Genomic DNA, 25,142 nt, shown 5'->3' on the forward strand with positions numbered 1-25,142 from the left:
GCTTCCCTGTTTTAACTTGCTGATTAAACAAAAAAAGGCAATAACTACGTTACTGCCCTATAAAATTAAAACCACTAAATTTTTATTTATTACAATTTAAACTATAAAGTATTTTGAAAATATAATATTCAAATTTATTCATCAAATTACTAAAAACAATCCTGTTGTAACCTGCTTAAGGAATAAAAAAACCGTCTCGAAAATTGAGACGGTTTAGAAAAATAAAAATTATAAACAGAGGTACTAATAACCAGGATTCTGCATTGCATCTTTTTCTGCAGCTGTTAATGGTCGCCCATTTGAATATATTCCATCAAGAAATGTCTGAGGAATTGGACGTAAGGTATGATAATCCTGAATATTTGGAGATGCTTCAATGTTATAAGCTTTCGCTCTGGCAACTAAAGTTTTAGTTCTGCTTAAATCCTGCCAACGATGAAATTCACCGCATAATTCTCTGGTACGTTCATTCAATACTAAACATAACATACGATCATAATCACTTGCATATCCCAGTTTTGCAATTACAGCTTCATCCTCTGATGGCAAAACACTAATACTAGTAATATTTAAACTTGTTGCTCCTGTAGAAACTGCAATATTATTTGACTCATAATACGAGTTTTCAGGAATATATGAAATCGGAATTCCAGCCTGACCGGTAACTGTCCATGCAGCGGAACCATCTACATAAGCAGCTCGATTCTCACCCGACTTATAAGCAGCACGAGTACGAACTATATTAATATATGGTAATGCATCTGCGAAGGCTGCACCCCCTTGTTTAGCCAAACGTACTTTTGCTTCGGCAGCCATTAAATAAGTTTCTGCAGAACGTGCCAATATGATATCCCGTGATCCTTTAATATTGCTCAAATCTATTCTGTTTCCATCCATATGTTTACTTAGCGATGGAAATCTTACATCAGCCATCAAACCAATGTGATCTGCTGCATATGCTACATATGCACTTGGAATTGTTTTTCCTGTTTTTGGATAAATAATAGTACCTGTGTTTTTAGTTTTGGCAAAACGGGTATCAGATTGGCTATTAACGATATACATAATACCTAAATCGCCATTTTTATAAACAGCACCTGATGCATTGTTTACAATACTTTTTGTTTGAAAACTTTTCCAGAAACGGGAATCATTTACATGATCAAAAACATCATATACAAAATAAGTCGGTGCCAATCTACTAAATGGTCTTCCCCCTGCAAGATTACGTTTCATTTGTGGTAACTGATCATAAGTAGAAAGAAAATACAAGTGCTGTTGATTACCTCCTGTTGTTAATGTACTGGCGTTAAATTGAGCAGATAAAATTAATTCTCCCAGTTTTTCATTTGCACCATCAGCAATAGTATAATTCCATAGGTTATCATAGTTTTCTGCTAATGGGTGATGAGAAATTACTTCGTCTGATAAAGTAACTACTTGCTGTAAATCTGTCATTTTTGTAGCAGAGTTCCAACTGTCATTAATTTCACTGGCACGAGCTAAATAAGCTTTTGCTAAATAATGCGCAGCAGCATCTTTAGTAATTTTTGCAGGAGCTCCAGCATTACTTAACAAAGTGTAGGCTTGTGTAAAATCTGAGATAACCTGTCCTAAAACTTCTTGTGGAGTCGCCCTTGTAAACTCTAATTTAACAGTAGAACTGGTAACAGCTTTTAATTCCAAAGGAACAGCACCATATTGACTTACCAATTTTAAATAATTGAAAGCTCTCAAAAAGTATCCTTCACCCAGCGCGGTTTTCTTTATAGCATCATTTGTTGAAACAATATTTGTAGCAGCTTCAATTAATTGATTAGCATTTCCTATTCCAATATACAAATTATCCCAATTCGTATTTGCCGCTACTGTATTAGCATTAGAAACTGTAACAAAAGCCTTAAAACCAGAAGAATAAGAATTCCATGTCCAGTTTGAAGGATCTCCACCCGCATGAAACTCATCTGTACCCGACTCTGTTGCCGTAAGGGGAACTTCGCCTTGAAATTCTGCAGCAAAAACCTGATAATAAGTACCAACAGCTAATGCCTGTATTCCAGGTTCCGTTTTATAATATTCCTGATCGTAAGCTGTTGTCAACTCTTCATCAAGAAAATCTTTACTACAAGAACTTACTAAAGTCAATGCGGTAACAAGTATTAAGTTGATATATAGTTTTTTATAATTTTTCATAATAATCTTTTTTTTTAATTTAATTTAGAATCCTACATTTAGCCCTAACGTCATACCTCTGTTTGAAGCTGTTGTCTGTGTATCCAAATCAGTCCATTTAACTTTAGAGAAGATCATACCCGGATTGCTTGCCTGACAATATAATCTCAATTTAGAAAGTCCCAGTTTTTGTACTAGTTCTTTATCAAAATGATATCCTACAGAAATGTTTCTTATTTTTAAGAATGAGCCATCTCTATATCCCAATATTGGAAAATAAGAATCCCCGGTACCCGCAGAATAAATTGGTTTTTGATATTCTGCATTTGTATTATTATCTGTATAATAATCAATTTGTCTCTGACTTCCTTTTGCTCCTTCATTTTCTCCTCCTGTATCATAAAGATATCCCATTCGTCCATAAACAAAAAAGGATAATTCAACATTTTTGTATGTAAAAGTATTCGTTAGTCCAACTATATATTTTGGATCTTTAGAACCAATAATAACACGATCATTGTTAGCGTCAATTTTGTAATCTCCGTTTTGATCTACCGGCCTTGCATTACCAAATGAAAATACATTAGAACCTGCCGCAGCATTAAATTTTGCCATTTCTGCAGCATCTTCAGGTTTCCAGATTCCGTTTGATTCAAAACCGTAAATTACGTTTTGAGAGTTTCCAATAAACAAGTTGTTATTTATATCGTTAAATCTTCCATTTTGCAGCGACACAATACGATTTTGTTGGTATGAACCACTAAAACTGGTAGTCCATTCAAAATCTTTAGTTGCTATGTTTACCGAATTTAAAGTAAGCTCAACTCCGTTTCCTTCAGTTTCACCTACATTTTGATAAGAATCTTTAATTCCATTTGGTGTTGGAAGAGATCTTTTTAGTAGTAAACTGGTTGTTTTACTTGTATAATAATCCAGAGCACCTGATATTCTGCTGTTAAACATCGAGAAATCAATACCATAGTTAAACTGAGCAGTTTCTTCCCATCCCAAAGATAAATTACCTAACGACGTATTATTCACTACGCCTGAACCATTTGGATAAACGATTCCTGTCAATGGCGGTGTAGTCGCATAAGCAGGGACTGCTGCATTTCCAGTAACACCATAGCCAACTCTTAGTTTTAACTGATCAATCCAGGATACATTTTCAAGAAATTTTTCTTTACTCAGAACCCATGCACCTGAAGCACTCGGAAAGAATGCCTCTTTATGTCCTGCTGCCAACTGAGAAGCTGAATCACTACGACCTGATACAGTGATCAAGTATTTATCAGCATAACTATAATTTACTCTACCCATATAAGAAAACAAACCAGACTCTATTAAACCTGAAGAATACCCCGCAAGTGTTACATTAGCAGGAGTTAAAGAATTCCATTTGTTTTTTGGATTTTTTATATCATTGGCAGACATTGAACTTGTTTCATTATGATATCTTGTCTGACTTAGTAAAAAAGTTCCTCCAAAACTATGATTTCCTAAAGTTTTGTTGTATAAAAATAAGTTGTCAAGCGTGTATGAAATAGAAGATTCATTAGTTAAAGAAGCAAAACTTGTTCCTGAACGAATAGCTGATTTTCCATCTAGAAATATTCCATCACGAAAGGATGTCAAATCCGGACCAAAATTAAGACGGTATTTTAAACCATCAAGTTTTGAAGAAATTGCTCCTAAATCGATTTGTGCATATAAACTTCCAAAAGCACGCAATGTTACACGTTGATCCTGAGATAATTTGTATTCATTGACAGGAGTTCTGATAGTAGAATCTCCTCCTGGATTATCAATTCTGTTTCCATTACTGTCATAAGGAACTGCGTATGGAAGATTTGTGCGAGCTGTAGCATAAATTCCGGTCGAACTTGTAACCGCTGTTCGTCCTGTATTTGATTGTCCATATTCGTTTATACCATAGCTTGTATTAATACCTACTCCCATCGAAAACCATTTTGTTGGTGTAATATCAACATTCGCAGTACCATTATATCGAACATAACTCTGCCCAAATAATGTTCCTGTATTATTCAGGTATCCAAAAGAGCCATAAGCTTTCATTTTTTCACTACCACCACTAACACTTAAGGTGTGCTGCTGGGTGATTCCGGTACGGGTTACAAATTTTGCCCAATCAGTAGTGGCAACCTTAGAACCATCCCATACATCATTACCTCCACTATCTTTACTCCATCCCTTTGCAATATTTGCCCAGGCAGATGGATCTGCTGATTTTAAGAAAATTAATTCATCATTAGCAATAGTGGGAGCATCACCCTTTGGAAAAGCTGTTGGATTAGAATAATATCTTCCCCAGCGACGGAATTCGATATATTCTCCTGCACTCATCATTGGGGCATTTTCATGAATAGTTTCTGTCATTATGGAAGTATCATAATTTAAGGTAAACTTACCGTTTTTACCTTTTTTTGTTGTTATGATAACTACTCCATTAGCACCTCGAGATCCATAAATAGCTGTTGCTGAAGCATCTTTTAATACATCAATTGTTTCGATGTCAGTTGGATTCAAAAAATCAATCCCCCCAGTATTTTGATCTACACTAATTTTTCCTGTAGTAGCATCAGTTACAAGTTTTGTATTTAAAGGAATACCATCTACCACATAAAGCGGTGCATTGGAAGCCGAAATAGAACGGGCACCACGGATAGTAATAGCACCAACTGTCCCCGGCCGTTCATTTGAAGCCACATCTACCCCTGCTGCTTTACCCTGCATAGCCTGCACTGCGTTTACAACTGGTCTGGAACCAATTTCTTCAGCGCCAACACTTACAACAGACCCTGTCAAGTCCTTTTTCTTTCTTACCCCATAACCAACAACAACAACTTCCTCAAGCGAATTATCTTCTTCCTTAAGCAAAACATCATAAACATTTGCATTTCCAACAGTAATTTCCTGTTTTTTAAACCCTATAAAACTGTAAACCAAAACATTTCCAGGAGCTGCATTAATTGAGTAACTTCCGTCAAGATCAGTACTTACCCCTTTCTGCCCTCCTTTAATTAGTACGTTAACACCTGGTACTGGTAGTCCCGAGGCATCCTTAACTACCCCTTTAATTACTTTACTCTGCGCATAAGCTGAGGCACCGAGCAATGCCATCATCGCTATAGTCAGCAGAAAACTTAATTTGTTTTTCATAAATTTCAATTTGGTTAATTATTTAGTTAGTTATTTAATTTTTTACATCATTACACTACTCTTATCTATTTTATTATTATAATTCATTTTTATAGGTGATTTTTACATTCTTAGCATGAACACAAACGGTGTTCCTACAAATATTTATTAATCATAAATAAACTATTAAATAAAATTACTAAGAAAAAAGATGCAATTATGCAATCGATTACACAAATGTATTATTTTTTTTGATAATAAAAAAAATACGTTAATATTATGTGAAATTAAAACTAAACCACTTATAAACATATGTACTTATTACAGTATTACTTAGATAAATTGCAAAAAACAAAAAAATTATCATGAAAAATGTAATCGATAACACAATGAATTTAGACTGTTTTTCATATATCTTACAAATAAAAACAAAAAAAACCGCCTCTAAGCGAGAGGGCACTGAAAAAGTGGCTATTTATCAAAAGAGGTTGTTTTCAAATATGAAAACAACCTCTTTTTCTTTAATGTATTCGGATAGGTGATTGAGAACACTTTCGTACAGACGATTCTCAGAGCCTCCATTTTACTTGTAAAATTACCTTTTTAATTTTAAAGGACTTTTTCAGTGCCCTCCTAAGCGAGGCGGTCTTCTTCAAAAAAACTAAAAAATTGGGGCAAATTTATTTTATTAATCGTAGTCTGGATTTTGATCATACAAACCTGGAACTGCTAACATTTCTGACAACGGAATTGGATATAACAATGAATTTTCATTAATTGTTCTAATTTTATTACCAGTATCTTCTGCGGCTTTCCATGCATTCATAATAGTTATAGCCTTTCCAGATCTTATTAAATCAAACCATCTTGTTCCTTCAGAAAAGAATTCTTTTCTTCTCTCGTCAAATAATTGATCCAAAGTAATATTTAACGCATTTGCTGGCACACCTGCTCTTGTTCGCACCTGATTTACAATTGCATCAACATCAGCCTGAGTTCCACCTCCTCCATGAAGTGTACATTCTGCCATCAGCATCAATACATCTGTATATCGAATAACCATAAAATCTACACCCCAGTCTTCACGTCCGCCGGTTCCGTATCTGGATGCATCTATGTATTTTTTAAAAACCGGAAGTGTATAACTTCCTTTGTATGTTCCGGATGCCACTGTATAACTTGTTGCAATTCCAACTGTTTTTCTATTATCATTAGCAGCAAACATATTTAAAAATCCTGTTGAAATTGGTCTTGGCTCCAGCGATCCCTGATTTGAGGTTATACCTATTGATGCAAAATAAGGCTCGTAACCAACTTCAATCATAAAATTTCCTCCAATAGAACTTGCTAAACTTTGTGTATAAGGAATCGTAAGAACATTTTCTTTATTAGTAATTCCTTCTACTTTAAATATAGCGGCATAATCAGCACCAAAAGTGTACAAACCACTTGTTTTAACATCATTTAATTGCTGATATGCTTTATCCCATTCGTTTAGACCAAGCATAGCACCATCAATACCGTAAGTCGGACTTGAACGCGTCATGTAAACCAAACCTAGTAAAGCTTTTGCTCCATATTTAGTAACACGACCAACATAAGTTGCATCTGTAGTTGAAGCCGGAAGATCTGCAATTGCTGATTGTAAATCTGAAATAACCAGATTATAAATATCTACAACCGGGCTTCTTCCAATTTTTGTAGACTCCTCAGCTGTCATTGTTTTTTCAATCAGAGGAACTCTTCCAAACCATCTTAATAAATCAAAATAACAAAATGCTCTTAAAAAACGAGCTTCGGCAACCATTGTTGCTTTATCTGCCGAATTTGTAAAAATCTGATCTCCTTTTTCAGCAATTTTTTCTAACAACTGATTCGCTTTGTAGATGGCATTAAAATTACTTACATAAGCTTCTTTTACATAAGTATTAGCACTAATAGAGGTATAAAAACTATTAATTCCTTCCCAATCTCTCGAAGCCGTCGTCAATGCCAGCAAATTATCTGATCTGGTTTCACTTAAATTCAATACTCTATTTGCATAACCATAAGTACCTGTTCCATGAAATGCAACCGAATAAACTGCATTTCTTGCCTGAATAAAATCTCCGGGTGTAGCATAAAAGTTCTCCTCAGTTCCTTGTGATAAAGGAATTTGCGTCAGTTCATCCGTACAGGAAACTGTTCCCAATAAAAGCAAATTTGCTGCTAATAAATAAATATATTTTTTCATTTTAATTAAAATTAACGTTAAGACCTAAAACGATTGATTTTGCCAAAGGTGCACCTCCATAATCTACAGGAACTGCAAAATCATTATTTGAACTTCCAGAGGTATTTACCGCTTCAGGATTAAAGCCTCCCTTGTATTTATTCCAATAGAACCAGTTTTCACCTGTTATATAAAGCCTCATATTATCTATTCTTTTTAAGCTTTTAACAGCATCTTTTAAATTATATCCAAGTGAAATACTTCTTATACTAACATAATCTGACTTATACATCCAATCAGAATTCGGCTGAAAACCAAAAGAAGTTTTCCAGTTACCTCTTACAGCCGGATCAACATTTAATGCATTTTCTACTGACCCCATTCCGGTACGATTAATTGCTCTTCCTGTTAACCCGTAAACTGTTCCACCGTTTTGACCTTGTACCAATACACTTAAATCTAATTTTTTGTATTTAAAAGTATTTGTTACACCCCAGGTATATTTTGGAGTTGGATTTCCTAAATCAACACGATCTTCTGTATTAATTTTTTTATCACCATTCTGATCAATATATCTTGGATCTCCTAAAACTAATTTGTTTCCGCCTATAGTAGTACCACCACCATCAATATCAGCCTGAGTTACTACACCATTTTGCTGCAAACCAAAAATGGTGTACATTGGTTTTCCTATTTCTAATTTTACAAATGGAACCCCTGCTCCAAACTCACTGCTAATTTCAATTTTAGTCTGATCCGGTCCTAATGCCAATACCTTATTTTCGTTATGACTTAAATTTGCAGATGTTTTCCATTCAAAATTATTAGTTTTAACGTTCACCGTATTCAATTCAAATTCCCATCCTTGATTTTGCACCGCCCCTACATTGGTAAGATAACTTGTAAAACCTGATGCCGCAGGAACCGGAAGCCTAAGCAATAATTCTGTATTCTTTTTTCTGTACATATCGAATGTTGCTGAAATTCTGTTTTTTAGGATTGAAAAATCCAATCCTAAATCAATACTTTTTGATTGCTCCCAATGCAATGATGGATTTCCTATAGAACTTACTCCTTGCCCTATTCCTACAGCACCATTAATTGAATAATTATAAGACCCTAATATTGAAAAAGGTGAATAACTACCTATATTGTTACTACCATTAGTTCCTGTGCTTGCTCTTATTTTTAATTCGCTCAACCAATCAACATTTTCTAAAAATGATTCCTGCTTAACTCTCCATCCTAATGATAGAGAATAAAATGTCCCCCATCTTTTCTCACTTCCAAACTTAGACGAACCGTCTTTTCTTACACTTGCAGAAAGCATATATTTTTCTTTATAATCATATTGAAATCTACTGAAATAAGATAATAAAGTGTTTTTTTCTGCATTAGTAGACCCCAAAGAACCTGTTGGAAGTGTTTCTATCGTTGAACTATTATAAAGTCCTCCGGAAGAAAGATTTGATCGCGTAATTTTATAAGAACTAAATGACTGACCCAAAAGAACATTAAAACTATGGTTGCCTACTGATTTATTATAAGTTAAAGTATTTTCATTTACAAAATTTAATCTTCTATAGGTATTATAAGCCCCCCTTATACTCGCCTGAACATCATTTGGTGTATAACTCTCAAATGTATTATCTGAATTATCAAAGTTAATTGTACTTTTAAATGTAAAAGCCTTTGCAAATTTATAATCAGCATAAGTAGAAACAATATTTCTATACATAGAGTTTTTTCCTGTTCTGGCCAATGCATTAAGCATATTCGTTGTACTGCTTCCCCACGCATATCGGGTTGTATATTTTTCTCCTGCTGCATTTGGGGCACTTTCAAAAACAGGAGTTGCTACTAATGCTTTGAATAATGTATTATCTTTTCCTTCAACACCCGGATCATTTCTTTCTGAATAAGACGGAGAAAAATTAATTCCTATTTTAAAACTATCTGATAATTTAAAGTCAATATTAGCTCTTGCAGAAAACAAGGTATAATCAGTACCAACAATATAACCTGTGTTTTTTTGATAATTAGCAGAAACATAATAGTTAACTACATCAGTTGCCCCAGAAGCAGATAATTGATAGTTACTGAACTCTCCTGTGCGGAAAACTTTGTCCTGCCAATCAATATAATCCAATCCCGGATGTCCTGGCATATCCCATCTTTCATCATATAAATATGTAAAATATCTATTATTAGTTGTAACAAGCGGTGCTGATGGATTTACTGCATTATAGGCTGCAATACGCTCAGCATTGGTTTGACTCGCTGAAGCACCGGCAATACCCGAACCTACCCATTGCGAATCAATCATGGTTTTTGCTCTTTTAATCCAACCCTCAGCAGATAACATATCCACTCTGTTCGCTTCTTTATTTATACCTCCATACGTATTAAAAGTATATTTCGTTTTTCCTTTTGTACCTTTTTTGGTTGTAATTAAAACAACACCATTTGCTGCTCGTGAACCATAAATAGAAGCTGCAGCCGCATCTTTCAATACCTCAATAGAAGCGATATCATTTGGATTCATATTATCTAAAGGGCTTCCGCTTGAAAAACCGCCATTAACATTTGTTCCTTCTGTAGAAATAGGAAAACCATCAACCACATACAAAGGTTCGTTTCCCGCAGTAATAGAACCTGCTCCACGAATTTCTATACTAAATGGCTGCCCAGGCAAACCGGTAGTTTGTTTTACACGAACACCTGCAATTTGACCAACCAACCCCTGATCAACTCTTGAAATAGGTCGTTCTGTAAAATTTTCTGTTTTAATACCAGACATGGCACCCGAAGTTAATTTTTTCTTTTGAGTTCCATAACCAATAACTACAACTTCATTTAAGTTCGAGCTTTCATTTTCTAAAGAAATATTATAATTATTAGAGGCACCCACTTTTAATTCTTTCGAAACAAACCCAACGAAAGAAAAAACTAAAGTTTCTCCTGGAGAAACAGATATTTTATATGTTCCATCAAAATCTGTACTCGTTCCTCTATTTGTCCCTTTTACTAATACGTTCACTCCCGGTATAGAGAGTTTAGCCGGATCAGTAACTGCTCCCGTAACCTCTTTGCTCTGCGAATAACCAGATGCATGCAATAATGCAAACATGGTCACAATCAACAGATGATTAATTTTGTTTTTCATAAAAAGTTAAATTTCGTTAATAATTAGTTTATTCAAATTTATTTAGAAGGGACACCCACAGCATCCTGTAGTATCCTGTTAGAATTCAGTATATTATACTTTATCTTTAATTTTTAATTAACAAGAAAAGGACAACTTACTGATTAGCAAGACCAAACACAGCAGCTATTTTGTAATAAAAAATCTAAAATTTAACTAAATTATTTTTTAAATATTCATACTTTTTTACACAAAAACATATCAAATCAAGAAAAATATAGTTTATCTCTTATTTACTAATTTATTATCAATAATAAACAACAGGACGGAACAGGATAGGAATTTCGCAAATCACATATACATTTACTTTTCATGATTTTTTTACTTTCATTGCCAGCTTTAAATAAATAACTATCAACAATTGAATACAACCCTAATAATGAAACTTATCAAAACACAACTTTTTTTATTTTTTACGATATTCATTAGCTTTCATACTTATTCACAAGACAAGTCTATATGGCCAAACTCCAGTAATATAAATCAGCCCTGGGCTCGTTGGTGGTGGATGGGAAGCGCCGTTGATAAGCCTAACTTAAAAAAGAGTCTCGTTGATTTTTATAAAGCCGGAATTGGCGGTGTAGAAATTACTCCTATATATGGTGTAAGAGGTGAGGAAAATAATTTTATTGATTATTTATCTCCAAAATGGATGGAAATGCTGGATTATACTATTCATGTAGCAGACAGTCTAAAAATGCAGGTTGATATGGTTTTAGGTACCGGATGGCCTTACGGAGGCGCTCATGTTACCCTTCCACACGCAGCCACTAAATTGATTGTAGAAAAATATCAGCTAAAAAAGAATGAAACAATAGATCGTTCTATAAAACTGGAAGACACTAAGGAAAAGACTCCCGCAGAACTGTTATATGTTTTAGCCTACGGCAGTGATGGAAGTTATGTAAATCTAACCGATCAATTAAAAAATAAAAATTCAAAACTAAATGATAAAGGTATCGAAGGATCTTCTGTAAGCTTAGTCAACACATTAGAACCAAATAAACTAAAATGGAAAGCAAAAAAAACAGATTATACCATTTATGCTGTTTTTAGCGGTAAGACCGGACAAAAGGTAAAAAGAGCAGCTCCGGGAGGAAATGGATATACTTTAGATCATTATTCAGAAGAAGCGTTGAATGCGTATGTAGTTCCATTCAACAAGGCTTTAAAAGGACGTGAAGGAAAAATCAGGACTATTTTTAATGATAGCTATGAAGTATACGGAACTGACTTTACTCCAAACTTTTTTGAGGAATTCGAAAATCGAAGAGGTTACGACCTTAAAAAGCAATTATCAGTGTTACTGAATGAAAAAGATGAGGAAATTTCTAACCGAATAAGAAGTGATTACAGACAGACCATAGCCGACTTATTATTGAATAAATTTGATAAGCCATGGACACAATGGGCCAATTCAAAAAATTTCAAAACCAAACTTCAGGCACACGGATCTCCCGGAAATTTAATTGACTTATATGCTTCTGCTGATATTCCTGAATGTGAAACTTTTGGCTCTATGCCTTTTGATATTCCGGGCTTTAGACGTGAAAAAGAAGACATTCGTGAGGGTGATGCTGATCCTGTAATGCTTAAATTCTCTTCATCGGCAGCACATATTTCAGGAAAAAATCTCGTTTCATCAGAAACTTTTACATGGCTGAGAGAACATTTTAAAACGGCTTTGTCACAATGCAAACCGGAGGCTGAAGATTTAATGATAAATGGTGTCAATCATATTTTTCTTCATGGATCCACTTATTCACCGGACAGAGCGGTCTGGCCGGGATGGAAATTTTATGCTTCTGTGAATTTCAATGCAAATAATAATATCTGGGAAGATGCTCCGTCCCTCTTCTCTTATATAGCAAACTGTCAGTCAATGTTACAACAGGGAAAATCAGATAATGAAATTTTACTTTACTGGCCTATTTTTGATACCTGGAACAAATATCATAATGGAACTTTGTTTTTTCAATTCAAAATACACTCTTTGTCTGAATGGCTGCATGAAACATCTTTTTACAACACAACAAAAGAGCTAATGAAAAAAGGCTACGGAGTCGATTTTATCTCTGATAATTTCATTGCCGAAGCAAAAGTAGTAGATGGAAAAATCAGTCTTCCGGGCGGTACTTTTAAATCGTTAATTATTCCTGCATGTAAAAAAATGCCTCTTGTTACTTTGCAAAAACTAATTGAATTACAAAAAGCCGGTGGTAAAATTATTTTTGAAGGATTACCTGAATCTGTTCCGGGTTTTAATGATTACAAAAAACAGGAAGTAAAACTTCTGGCTGTTATAGCCGAAAATAAAGAAGCAGCAAAACCGGTTTCTAATATTGTTGAAACATTGGAAAATGCTCAAATATATCCTGAGAAACTTGTCAATACAGGTTTGAAATTTATTAGAAGAGATGTAGATGGTGAAAAAATATATTATCTTGTAAATCATACTCCAAAAACAATTGATGATTTCATTCCGTTGCAAATAGGCAATAAAGAAATTATCATTTTCGATCCTTTAAACAGAGAATTCGGTAATGCAGTCGTAAAAAAATCCGGCAACACAACTTTGGTTAAAATCAAAATTGAACCTGGCCAATCTTATTTTTTGAAGACAGAAAATACTGCTTCTCAAAAAAAATGGAATTACTATGAACCAACTGCTGATGCAATTGCACTAAAAGGAAACTGGAAAATCAATTTTGACAAAGGCGGACCGAAATTACCTCCAGCTGCGACAGTTTCAAATCTGGAATCATGGACAAAATTAGGTCCTGAAGCTGAAGCTTTTTCCGGATCGGCAACTTACAGACTTGAATTTGAGAATCCGAATGCTAAAACAGAATCATGGAATTTAAATCTGGGAGATGTTCGCGAAAGCGCAAAAGTCTGGCTAAATGATCAATTTATTGGTACTGCATGGTCTGTTCCTTATAAACTGAACATTGGAAAATTAAAACCTGGAAAAAACACTTTAAAAATTCAGGTAACAAACCTTTCTGCAAACCGAATTCGTGATAAAGAACTAAAAGGTGAAGAATGGAAGATTTTCTATGAAATCAATATGGTTGACAAAGACTATAAAAAATTTGATGCAACTAAATGGAGTCCAATGCCATCCGGATTATTAGGCCCCGTTACGATTACACCTTTAAAACAACAAAATTAATTTCTCAATAATAAAAAAAATGAAAAAGTTACTTTTAGTTTTCGCTATATGCTTTTTATATACGAATACCACAAACGCACAACAGCCATTTGATAAAAAACTGGTACTGAAACAAATGATTTTAGCCAATGATTATTTCATGCAAAAATGGCCGGAAACAGGTAAAACAATAATAACTAATAAAGAACGTCCAAGTAATATATGGACGCGTGGAGTATATTATGAAGGGTTAATGGCTTTGCATGAAATCTTTCCAAAAGAAGCCTATTACAACTACGCTTATGACTGGTCAGAATTTCACAAATGGGGTTTTAATAGCGGAAATGTAACCCGAAATGCAGACAATTATTGTGCAGCCCAAACCTATATTGATTTGTATAATTTAGAACCTGATGCTAAAAAGCTAAAAAACACCAAAGCAAATATCAATATGCTGCTAAATACACCTCAATTAGACGACTGGTCTTGGATTGATGCTATTCAGATGGGTATGCCGGTTTTTGCAAAATTGGGAGTTTTAGAAAAAGACAATCGCTATTTCGAAAAGATGTATCAAATGTATATGTATTCAAGAAATAAACATGGTGATAACGGTCTTTTTAACCCAAAAGATGGTTTATGGTGGCGTGATGCCGATTTTGATCCTCCTTACAAAGAACCAAATGGAGAAGACTGCTACTGGAGCCGCGGAAATGGATGGGTAATTGGCGCATTAGCAAAAGTCCTGACAATAATTCCTCAAAATACACCTCACAGAGATCAGTACGTAAAGGATTTAAAAGCAATGGCAGCGGCTTTAGTACCTATACAAAGACCTGACGGGTTCTGGAATGTAAGTTTACATGACCCAACAAATTTTGGCGAAAAAGAAACATCAGGAACCGCTTTATTCGTTTACGGAATGGCATACGGTATAAACAGTGGAATTTTGAAAAAAGAAACGTATCTTCCAGTGGTTGAAAAAGCCTGGAATGGAATAATAAAAGAAAGTTTACATGAAAATGGATTTTTAGGTTTTTTACAATCTACAGGAAAAGAACCTAAAGATGGTCAGCCCTTATCTTATGATAAAATTCCGGATTTTGAAGATTACGGATTAGGCTGCTTTTTATTGGCCGGATCAGAAATTTATAAAATGAAATAATGAAAAAAGCACTATTATTTTTTGTTTCTTTAGGAATAAGCCTTACTGCTTTTTCTCAAAAAAAGGAAATTCCATTATGGGATAAAGTCCCTGATGAAATTATTTCTAAAGAATATATCGAGAAAATAGTTACTACTAAGGATGGTATTGCTGTGGATGTCCGCAAAGTTACAGCACCTACTCTTACAGCTTATTTTGCAGATCAGGAAAAATCAAAAGGAACTTCTGTTATAATATGTCCCGGAGGTGCTTATGGAATGCTGGCTATTGACAAAGAAGGTTATAAAGTTGCCGAATGGTTTAACAGTTTAGGAATAAATGCTTTTGTTTTAAAGTACCGATTGCCCAGCGATTTAATCATGAAAAACAAAACTGTTGCACCTTTGCAGGATGCTCAGGAAGCGGTCCGTCTGGTTAGAAGAAATGCTGCAAAATGGAAATTAGATCCTAACAAAATTGGTTTTATGGGATTTTCTGCCGGAGGACATCTTGCATCAACTTTAGCGACTCATTATGACGATAAAGTCTATACACCTAGTGACACAACAAGTGCAAAACCTAATTTTTCAATTCTGATTTATCCTGTAATATCCATGCAGGAAGGTATTACACACCAAGGTTCAAAAGATAATTTGTTAGGCAAAAATGCTCAGGGCGAAATAGTTGATAAATATTCGAATGAAAAACAGATAAAAGCTTCAACACCAAAAACATTTTTAGTGCATGCTACTGATGATAAAGCTGTTCCTGTAGAAAATAGTATTAATTACTATTTAGCCTTAAAAAAAGAAAAAGTTCCGGCAGAAATGCATTTATACGAAAACGGAGGTCATGGTTTTGGTCTTGGTGTAAAAGGCACCAACGCCTTCTGGCCTGAAACCTGCAAAAAATGGCTGGCTGTTAACGATTATACTTTAAAATCTGATGGTTATGTATTTACATATTTTAAAGGCAATGGCGAAGACGGGCTACATTTGGCTTACAGCGAAGACGGTTATAAATGGAATACTTTAAAAAATGACACATCTTTTTTAACTCCTGAAGTTGGAAAAGACAAACTTATGAGAGATCCTTGTGTAATTAAAGGTGGTGACGGATTATATCACATGGTTTGGACAGTAAGCTGGACAGATAAAGGCATTGGTTATGCTTCTTCAAAAGATTTAATCCACTGGTCAAAACAGGAATTTATTCCGGTTATGGCACATGAAGAAAAAACAAGAAATACCTGGGCTCCGGAAATTACATATGATGAAAAATCCAAAACCTATATGATTTACTGGGCTTCTACAATCGACGGAAAGTTTTTAGAAACCAAATCGGAAGAAGAGAAAGGATACAATCACAGAATTTATTATACCACAACCAAAGATTTTAAAAAGTTTTCTAAAACGAAATTGCTTTATGAACCTGGCTTTAATGTCATAGACGCTTCAATTGTAAAGACTGAAGATGGATTTACGATGTATTTAAAAGACGAAACAAAAGTCCCGGTTCAGAAGAATTTAAAAGTAGCGACCAGCAAAAAACTGGAAGGACCATACACAAAAGCAAGCGACCCAATTACTGGAAATTATTGGGCTGAGGGTCCAACGGCGATTAAAATAGATAATTCGTGGATTGTTTATTTTGATAAATACACCCAAAAGAAATATGGCGCCGTAAAACAAACTTCTAAAGGCTGGGAAGACATTTCTGACGAGGTTAGTTTTCCTAAGGGGACACGCCACGGAACTGTTTTGAAAGTTCCATCTGAGGTAATTACTAAATTGAAAAAACTATAAATTAAATATACCAATGACATAATTGGGTTGTAAAATCTACTATTATAATTTGTTAAAAAACATTTTTATACTTTATTCACCACATAACATATTATTACTTTATTAAGTAGTAAAATAAATACAAATTATAACTCATTATATTTGTTAAAGTAATTTTAAATTCTATTTTTACAAAAAAATCTTACTTAATAATTAATGTAAAAATAGTTATGGGACATTTTTCAGAACAGGTACATATCAGCATAGGGAGCTTTACCCAAAATGTTGTTTATCATAATTTAGAACTGTCACAAAAGATGGCAGATCATCATCATTTTTCTTTTGTATGGCAGTATACAGGCAAGGCGATCATCAATCCGGCAGATCAGGCAAAGGCATTGCGAACGTATCTTGGAGATGAAGTTATCTTTACCTTTAAAAGCCTTACCGGAATCCGGTTAATGAGCAAAGGAATCATTACAGAACTATCCTCCATAGATCTTCACGGAAGCGCCGAAGGATTACATGTAAAAGGTATCAGCCATACTATCGTTCTGGATGATATGAAAAAATCAAGAACCTACCAGCAAAGAAGTATGAATGATATCGTGTTGGATATTTTAGCCGAAGGTCCTGGAGAATTCTATGAAAGAGATGCTATAAAATCTACCTATCTTCAGGAATTCAAATATATGGCACAGTACAATGAAACCAATTTTGATTTCTTAAAAAGATTGGCCAGTCGTTACGGGCAATGGTTTTATTTTGACGGAATGCGAATGCAGTTCGGACAAACCAAAACCAGTAAAATAAAACTCATCAACGGATCTTCGCTGCATGGTTTTAAAATCCAGACCAATATGGCTTCTCATAAAATTTCTTTGGGAGGGTATGATTACAATGGAGCCACAAATATTCGTAACTCGGCAGCAAGAACATCCTCAGGGAGTAAAGACAGCTTCTCGGCTGTAGTAGGACATAATCAGGGAACCGTTACCCAAAACGACCTGAATACTGGAGCTTATACCACGAATGCCCAAAACAGCGAAGAAATCGAAGAAATGGTTAAACTGCAAACAGCAGGCAGCGACGCCAATAGTGTATATTACAGCGGAACCTCTTATTTTCCGTTAGGACTTGGACAGGTTTTCAGCATCGTAAACCAGACTGTAGAGCACGAACTGATTGTGACAGAAGTGACACACCTTTCGCAAGTTCATGGAAACTATGCCTGTAATTTCAAAGCCATTCCGGCAGACGTTGCAGCACCACATTTTACAGACGTCAATGTATTTGCCAAAGCCGAAACACAGCCAGCCAAAGTAAAAGACAACAATGATCCGGAAGGATTGGGACGTGTAAAAGTGCAGTTCAACTGGGCAGGTGGAAACAATTCGAGTGAATGGCTACGAATGATACAGCCACATTCAGGCTCAGGAAAAGGATTTTATTTTATTCCCGAAATTGACGAAGAGGTTTTAGTAGGCTTTGAAGGCAGCAATGCACAGAATCCGTATGTTTTAGGAACACAATACAATGGAAGCCAATCCAGCGGTTATGCAGACGGTAAAAATAATGTAAAAGTAATTCATACGCGTAGTGGGCATATCCTAAAATTTACTGAAGACGAAAGCATCATTATCACAGATAAAATTGGCAATGAAATTCAACTGGATACTATTGGCGGAAATATCAATATTACTGCACCCAAAGTGATAACAATGAATGCTTCCAATATTATTATGAATGCCTCCGAAAATATTACTACCACTGCAGGAATGAGTATTACTGAAAGTGCCGGAACTGATAAATTTACTTCTGTGGGAATGTTACATACTACTACAGTGGGAGGAGATAGTCTGCTAAATATTACTGGAAGTCATTCTGAATTTATCGAAGGGGACTTACATTCGGAAACTAAAAAAGAACGAAAAACTGTAAGTGAAGGTGAAATTACTTCTCATAGCACAGAAAAATATAAAATACATTCGGAAAAAGGAATTGAGAAAAACAGTACTGAAAATACCAATCAGAATTAATTGAAGCACTATGAAAGCAATTCACGGAATAACAATAATGGAGATAGAAGATAAACCATATATGTTTTGCAATCTTAAAAATAATGCAGTCTATATTATAAAAGACAATAATGTAACTTATAAGGACCCTTTTGGTAACTCTATGTCAAATACCTTCAGACAAATAAGAATTAATGGTAAATCTTTTGAATTAAATTCTTATCGAGAAGAGGTTCGCTTACAAGATGGAAAAACCATAATACTTTTACCTAAAGAAGATATTCAGTATCTGGCCAACAAAACATTTTTTAATGATGAGCAATCAAAAATTATAGATTTTCTAACCAATACAATAATTCCGCAATAAAAGTATGTCAAGAACAAGATACGTAAAAGGGAATATCACCGAGATAACAGGTGGTAATAACACTATATATGCTAAGAACGGAATTAAATTTTTTTCGGAGAAAAGAATAGAAATCTCAGCACCTGAAACAAAGTATGGAGAACCAGAAAAATATGTTCCACCTCCTATTAAAATTATAGAAAGCAACTATAAACTCAATAGTACATACGCACATGAACAATTAGTTTCCTTAGCTAAGCTATTGGATGAATTGCCTTTTATGTTTTTTATGGTTAAAGTTTTTGGTACTGAAATTGAAGTAAGCGCCTTAAGCAAGCTATACAGAGGTCTTAGTGATGGAGCTATTAAAGTTCCTGAGATTGTCGTTACAAAAAATCCTAAGAATGGAAGAAAAGCCAATTACAGTAACTATCAAAAAAAGATACTCGTATGGGAGCATTTTATAGATCTCGCAATAAAGGACAATGATGTGAGGGCAGAATTGATGGCGGCTTTGGTAGAAGAATATGGGCATCATATAGATAATTTATTAAGGACAGAGCTCGCAACCAATGGAATAAAAGATACCGATTATATAGATGAAGGTGCTAAGTTTGCCTACGCCTTATTTAATTTTGATATTTTTAAAGAAAAACAGCTTTGTTTTGCTACAGCAGAAACCCCAAATTTTGCAGGAGAATTTATAGTCGATTTTAGTGAGTTACATACAGAACTAAAAGAATATGTAAACGAAGAAAAACAATATGATGCCAACCCAAATGAAGACAATGAAGGTTTTGGCGCCGGCTTTGAGGCAGGTATGCACGGGGGTATTGAAAGAGAAGCATTAAAAGAGATGATTAGAGATAAAAAACTAACCGAATTGCAGGTAAAACAAATCTATTATGGCAACTGGCTTCGTGATTATTCTCAAATTATTTTAGAAAGTAGTATTAGACTCGAAAAGCCGGATATTGACAAAATAAAGCAAAGCGGGATTAAGCATCTTAACAGTCTGCTAAAAATGAATCCGTACAAAATTTCCCATGAGGCACTGGTGAAGCTTCTTGAAATATTAGCTGCCAAAGAATTTGTGTTTGGCTCTGATAAATTCACTCCTAATTATCAAGATCATGTAAAGGTTTTTCAAAAAGATTATGGTGGGCTTACCAAAGATATTTTAGGAATCTATCGTCCTGAAGAACACATAGACAACCCGAAGGATTTAAATGATTTTAGCAGTCTGAGTATTTCTTTTCAATATGAATATGCAAAAGGGCAGTACATTATGAAAAAGCTCTATGCAGGAGAAGACCCTAAATCATTGGTGATAAATAGCCTTAATGTAAAAAATTATATTGCGACAAAAGATGCTCCTGATCCTTTAAGACCAACAGCAGATGCATATATGTTTCAACAAATAAAACTGGCAGTTCAATATGGTAAAAACAAAGACGGGTTTAGGCATTTGGGTGCAGCTTTTCATGTACTGGAAGATTTTTTTTCGCATACTAACTTTGTAGAAATTTCGTTAATAAAAGCAGGAAGTTTATTACTGGATCAAAACAAAAATAGTGGCTTAGCAAAAAATCTTTTATTGGTATATCCATGGGTAGAAGGTAAACAAGGTCAGGATTACAGTACGATTCCTATAGTAACAGGTAAATTTTTGTTAGACGATACTATGGCAAGCGTATTGCCTAAAGTGGGCGAAAAAATGTTTCCTATTGGAATACAGGATTACGTACAGAGAAAACCAGGAGACAGGACTTTTCAAGATGCTTTTATACTTACCCTTTTAGAAGATTTATCTAAAGGACAGCAGTCTGATGGTCTGGAAAAAGATCCGGTGTATATGGGAATGAAGGCTTCTGAATTATTAACTATGTATCAAAATTATTTGAAATTAATTGATGCGAAAGCAGCTGCAGTAGAATTTATTGGCTGGCCGGCAAGAGTAATAGACAGAGGATTAAGCTATATGGGAGATTGTTTAACAACATTTAATAATATTGCATATAATTTATTTCTGGGTTCTGCAGATGATGATCTTAAAATAGAACAGACCGAACACAGTAACAAAAACTATGGTACCGACCCAACTCATACCCAAATTGCCAAAGATGCCCTTAATCATCCTCTTAACCCTTTGGCTTCTGAACTTGCCAAAATAGCAGTTCAGGATGTTGCCGAAAAAATTCTGGAGATCTGGAAAACAAATAGCGATCCCACAGGAGAACAACTCGCTAAATATGTGATAAACAAATATACGATACACCCTGTTTACCAGGCTGCTGATTGGGCTAATAAAGCGGTTAATATTTGGATTGAAGAGAATGATACTATTATTCCAAGACTTCAAAGTGCTACTCCTTATGAGCATGCTGAAAAGGTAACCGAAAGAGCGATCAGTAACAAAAAAGTACAGGAAATTTTAAACTATTTTAAATGAAACAATTAGCAATCTTACTATTGAGTACCATATTTATGCAATGTCAAACCCCAAAAAAAGAATTCATGCCAGAAACCGATTTTTATATCAGCGAACATAGTATTACTTATAAAAACAAGGAGCTACCTTTTGGTAAACCCGTAGCTGAATGGGTGAAAAATTTTGGTAAATATAGTAGAATACATCACACAAGTGTATATATTTGGGACGATTTAGGAATTTATGTTTCCGAATCCGATAAAGATAATAGTATTGATGAACTCCATATTTTCTTTATGAATCTCGATAGTCCTTTGGGACAAATGGGTAAACTACAGGAAGCTAAAGGAAGAGTATCTGTAGCATTTATAAAAGATAAAGATAAAAATGTAGACCTGTATGATGAAGACTATAAAAAAGAAAAATACGAAAGAATCGAAAAAAGGAATACTATAGGATCCGAAGCACCAAAAAATTTCATTTATCCATTTAAAATTTATTCTAAATCTTTAAATATAGAAGGCGCAGCAGTAAAAGCGGGAATGAAAGTATGTGACATTAATAAAAAAAGAGAAGCGGCAGATTTGCCAGTTATCAAATATTATGATGCGGATCTGAATTCGAAACATGAAGACGGTTCTGTCACTACTTTGTCAAATGGTTATTTCACTACTTTTAATGGCTTCCTGACTCCCGATGAACAAGCAAAAGCAGATTTTTATAACATCATGTACCGCCAGACCGAAGGCGAAATAGAATACATCCGTATTGTGCATGATAAAGGGCAGGAATATTTTAAATTCTAAATTTACAAATGAAATATTTTTAATAATACTGTTGTGTAGTTTCTTATCGCATTGCCAAACTTCAAAAAAAGAAACAGTACAAGAAACCGATTTTTATATCAGCTAACATAGTATTACTCACAAAAATAAGAAGTTGCCATACCTTTAAAAAAGGGTTTAGCTTTAATCAAAAAAGCTAAACCCTTTAGTTTAAACTATTATTACCTAGGCAATATTATTCTCCAATAATATGAAGCTCATTGAATTCTTTTTCAACGATTAAGAAATGGTTTGTTTCAAAATCAAGTGCATTAAATTCAATCTTTTCATTGTCAATTTCAATTTCGGTCACTTTAAAAGGTAATCCTATAAAGTTAATTTTGTACTTAGTGTATGGAGTTTCATATTTTCCCTCTTTGTACAACTGGATAATTACTTCTTTTTCTTTTCCGACGGTTCTAAAAGATAAAAAGCTAAAACGTCCTTTTTTGTAATCATAACCATCCTGTGCATCTTCATAAACTTCTGATTTTTCCTTTCCCATTTTGAAGTAATAATCCAGTACAAGTTCATCAAACTCTAATTCCCCAACATATTGCTGAACCGGATATTTTGGAATAACAGACCCTGCTTTTACGAAAACCGGAATTTCATCAAATTTAGAATCAACCCAAACTTCACGACCTCCAGTTGCAAATTCATTTGTCCAATAGTTGTACCACTCGCCTCTTGGAATATACATACGTCTTCCTATGGCATTAGGCTCCAGAATCGGGCAAACTAGTATGTGATTACCGAAGATAAATTCGTCATTGCGATAATGTGTCTGTGTATCATCCTGATCGTAGTATACCAAAGGTTTCAGCATTGGAATCCCTTCTTCGATATACTGCCAGAACATTGTATATAAATAAGGTAATAACTGATAGCGAAGACTCACAAATTTTCGTGTAATATTAATTACTTCCTCATCAAAAGCCCAAGGTTCCTGATTTCCGTGATCACCGGAAGAATGTGTTCTACAGAAAGGATGAAAAACACCTAACTGAATCCATCGGGCATATAATTCGCCGGTTGGCTGTTCTGCAAAGCCGCCAATATCAGAACCTGTAAAGCCCATTCCGGAAATACACATGCGCTGTACCTGAATATTGGCAATCCATAAATGTTCCCATGTTGCTACATTATCACCGGTCCATGACGAAGTATAACGCTGGGCACCAGAATAAGCTGATCTTGTAATAACAAATGGACGTTTTGGATAAGCAAATCGTTTTACACCATGGTATGTTGCTCTTGCCATTTGTGTTCCGTAAATATTATGTGCTTTTCTGTGACTGCAAGGATTTCCATCATAATCATGACGAACATCCATAGGAAAAGTTTTATTAGGAACTTCCATAACTGCAGGTTCATTCATATCATTCCAGACTCCTTTTACACCAATATCCGAGATTAATTCTTTAAATAATCCTGCCCACCATTCGCGAACCACAGGATTGGTATAATCAGGAAAATTACATTCCCCCGGCCACACTTTTCCTTTCATATAAGGCCCATCGGCTCTTTTGCAGAAATAATCTTTCTCTAATCCTTCTTTATACACCCAGTAATCCTTGTCAATTTTTATTCCCGGATCAATGATTACAACTGTTTTAAAGCCATCTTCGGCTAATTCAGTGACCATTTTCTTTGGATCCGGAAAATAATTTTTATTCCACGTAAAACATCGAAAACCTTCCATATAGTCAATATCAAGATAAATGGCATCGCATGGAATCTTAAGTTCTCTGAACTTTGACGTGATTTCTTTTACTTTGCTTTCAGGATAATAACTCCATTTACATTGATGGTATCCCAAAACCCAAAGCGGAGGTAATTCAGGTTTTCCTGTTAAGTCAGTATATGTTGTCACTACATCCTGCATTTGTGGGCCATAAACGAAATAATAATTCATTTCGCCGCCTTCTGCCCAGAAGCTTGTAACGTTTCTTCTTTCTTGACAAAAATCAAAAAAAGTTCGGAATGTATTATCAAAGAAAATACCGTATGATTGCTTGTTATGCAAGCCAATATAAAATGGAACAACCTTATACAAGGGTTCCTGATCTTTTTGATAAGCGTATTGATCTGTAGCAAAATTCTCAACTCTTTTGCCTTTTAAATTCATTTGGGTGGCTTTATCACCAAGACCATAAAAACATTCACCATCTTTTGATGATTTACTCATTTTTACAATATTCCCGCCATATTCATAACTTTCTTCCCAATGAAAACCAAGTTCGTCTTCCAGAATTAAAAAGTCATTTAAATCATAAATTGACAAACGGAGATCTGTTTTTTGAATTTTGCACTTTACTTTACTGGTTCTAATCTGAAAATAAGTTTCTTCTTCTGTCAGTTCGAGAAAGTTATATCCATGCAACTGGCTTTTATCGATAGCATACGAAAAATCGTTACTGAAATAGCCTTTTGTAGTAAATCTAAAACGGATTAAACTATCCCTTAAAATAGTAACTTTCAGGATTACCTTATTATCAGTATTAAAAAAAACAGAATCACCCTCGTGTTCATACGACACAATTTTTGACGGATACAAATCTCCCTTATACTCTAACTGTGTATTTACAATCATATTGCTAATGAATTAATTAAACCAACATATGTTCGTTCCAAACATACAAAAAAACTAAGTAAGCCCCTATGATTATTAGGTTTATTAACGAAAACGT

The 25,142-nt window shown here is 34.5% G+C and carries 12 protein-coding genes; 7 read left to right on the forward strand and 5 right to left on the reverse strand.

Annotated elements, in window-relative coordinates; all coding sequences use genetic code 11:
- Positions 1 to 243: 243 nt before the first annotated feature.
- From BXU10_RS15420 to BXU10_RS15435, 4 genes are all read right to left on the reverse strand, one after another.
- A complete protein-coding gene (locus tag BXU10_RS15420; protein WP_078228220.1) occupies positions 244 to 2,193 on the reverse strand; it encodes a RagB/SusD family nutrient uptake outer membrane protein in 1,950 nt (649 codons plus the stop codon).
- Between the two features lie 24 nt (positions 2,194 to 2,217).
- Positions 2,218 to 5,352: a TonB-dependent receptor gene (locus BXU10_RS15425; protein WP_078228221.1), complete on the reverse strand. Its 3,135-nt coding sequence runs from the start codon at positions 5,350 to 5,352 to the stop codon at positions 2,218 to 2,220.
- 667 nt (positions 5,353 to 6,019) lie between these two features.
- Positions 6,020 to 7,564, reverse strand: a complete 1,545-nt coding sequence (locus BXU10_RS15430) for a RagB/SusD family nutrient uptake outer membrane protein (RefSeq protein ID WP_078228222.1) — start codon at positions 7,562 to 7,564, stop codon at positions 6,020 to 6,022.
- 1 nt (position 7,565) lies between these two features.
- Positions 7,566 to 10,709 (reverse strand): TonB-dependent receptor, encoded by a 3,144-nt coding sequence (locus BXU10_RS15435; RefSeq protein WP_078228223.1) that lies wholly within the window; start codon positions 10,707 to 10,709, stop codon positions 7,566 to 7,568.
- A gap of 418 nt (positions 10,710 to 11,127) precedes the next feature.
- Between BXU10_RS15435 and BXU10_RS15440 the strand changes: the two genes are divergently transcribed.
- The 7 genes from BXU10_RS15440 to BXU10_RS15470 all read left to right on the forward strand — a co-directional run bounded on the left by BXU10_RS15440 (position 11,128) and on the right by BXU10_RS15470 (position 22,431).
- Positions 11,128 to 13,923: a glycosyl hydrolase gene (locus BXU10_RS15440; protein WP_078228224.1), complete on the forward strand. Its 2,796-nt coding sequence runs from the start codon at positions 11,128 to 11,130 to the stop codon at positions 13,921 to 13,923.
- A gap of 19 nt (positions 13,924 to 13,942) precedes the next feature.
- Positions 13,943 to 15,067: a glycoside hydrolase family 88 protein gene (locus tag BXU10_RS15445; RefSeq protein WP_078228225.1), complete on the forward strand. Its 1,125-nt coding sequence runs from the start codon at positions 13,943 to 13,945 to the stop codon at positions 15,065 to 15,067.
- Positions 15,067 to 16,851 (forward strand): alpha/beta hydrolase fold domain-containing protein, encoded by a 1,785-nt coding sequence (locus tag BXU10_RS15450; RefSeq protein ID WP_078228226.1) that lies wholly within the window; start codon positions 15,067 to 15,069, stop codon positions 16,849 to 16,851. Before BXU10_RS15445 ends, BXU10_RS15450 begins: the two co-directional genes overlap by 1 nt.
- 209 nt (positions 16,852 to 17,060) lie before the next feature.
- A complete protein-coding gene (locus tag BXU10_RS15455) occupies positions 17,061 to 18,869 on the forward strand; it encodes a type VI secretion system Vgr family protein (protein WP_078228227.1) in 1,809 nt (602 codons plus the stop codon).
- Between the two features lie 10 nt (positions 18,870 to 18,879).
- A complete protein-coding gene (locus BXU10_RS15460) occupies positions 18,880 to 19,215 on the forward strand; it encodes a hypothetical protein (protein WP_078228228.1) in 336 nt (111 codons plus the stop codon).
- A 4-nt stretch (positions 19,216 to 19,219) separates the two neighbouring features.
- Positions 19,220 to 21,646 (forward strand): HET-C-related protein, encoded by a 2,427-nt coding sequence (locus tag BXU10_RS15465; protein ID WP_078228229.1) that lies wholly within the window; start codon positions 19,220 to 19,222, stop codon positions 21,644 to 21,646.
- On the forward strand, positions 21,643 to 22,431 hold the full coding sequence (locus BXU10_RS15470; RefSeq protein WP_078228230.1) for a hypothetical protein: 789 nt from the start codon (positions 21,643 to 21,645) through the stop codon (positions 22,429 to 22,431). The genes BXU10_RS15465 and BXU10_RS15470 overlap by 4 nt, the downstream gene beginning before the upstream one ends.
- Before the next feature lie 214 nt (positions 22,432 to 22,645).
- Here BXU10_RS15470 and BXU10_RS15475 read toward each other — a convergent pair whose 3' ends face one another.
- The gene (locus BXU10_RS15475; RefSeq protein ID WP_078228231.1) at positions 22,646 to 25,045 is read right to left on the reverse strand and encodes a glycoside hydrolase family 31 protein; all 2,400 of its coding nucleotides are present in this window, start codon (positions 25,043 to 25,045) and stop codon (positions 22,646 to 22,648) included.
- Positions 25,046 to 25,142: the final 97 nt, after the last annotated feature.

The organism is Flavobacterium sp. LM4 (assembly GCF_002017935.1).
In the GTDB taxonomy this organism is placed as follows: domain Bacteria; phylum Bacteroidota; class Bacteroidia; order Flavobacteriales; family Flavobacteriaceae; genus Flavobacterium; species Flavobacterium chungangense.

Excerpts from the sequence above, each read along its gene's own strand:
- BXU10_RS15430 (WP_078228222.1), bottom strand. The coding sequence starts at position 7,564 with ATGAAAAAATATATTTATTTATTAGCAGCAAATTTGCTTTTATTGGGA.
- BXU10_RS15455 (WP_078228227.1), top strand. The coding sequence starts at position 17,061 with ATGGGACATTTTTCAGAACAGGTACATATCAGCATAGGGAGCTTTACC.
- BXU10_RS15450 (WP_078228226.1), top strand. The coding sequence starts at position 15,067 with ATGAAAAAAGCACTATTATTTTTTGTTTCTTTAGGAATAAGCCTTACT.
- BXU10_RS15425 (WP_078228221.1), bottom strand. The coding sequence starts at position 5,352 with ATGAAAAACAAATTAAGTTTTCTGCTGACTATAGCGATGATGGCATTG.
- BXU10_RS15470 (WP_078228230.1), top strand. The coding sequence starts at position 21,643 with ATGAAACAATTAGCAATCTTACTATTGAGTACCATATTTATGCAATGT.
- BXU10_RS15440 (WP_078228224.1), top strand. The coding sequence starts at position 11,128 with ATGAAACTTATCAAAACACAACTTTTTTTATTTTTTACGATATTCATT.
- BXU10_RS15435 (WP_078228223.1), bottom strand. The coding sequence starts at position 10,709 with ATGAAAAACAAAATTAATCATCTGTTGATTGTGACCATGTTTGCATTA.
- BXU10_RS15420 (WP_078228220.1), bottom strand. The coding sequence starts at position 2,193 with ATGAAAAATTATAAAAAACTATATATCAACTTAATACTTGTTACCGCA.
- BXU10_RS15460 (WP_078228228.1), top strand. The coding sequence starts at position 18,880 with ATGAAAGCAATTCACGGAATAACAATAATGGAGATAGAAGATAAACCA.
- BXU10_RS15465 (WP_078228229.1), top strand. The coding sequence starts at position 19,220 with ATGTCAAGAACAAGATACGTAAAAGGGAATATCACCGAGATAACAGGT.
- BXU10_RS15475 (WP_078228231.1), bottom strand. The coding sequence starts at position 25,045 with ATGATTGTAAATACACAGTTAGAGTATAAGGGAGATTTGTATCCGTCA.
- BXU10_RS15445 (WP_078228225.1), top strand. The coding sequence starts at position 13,943 with ATGAAAAAGTTACTTTTAGTTTTCGCTATATGCTTTTTATATACGAAT.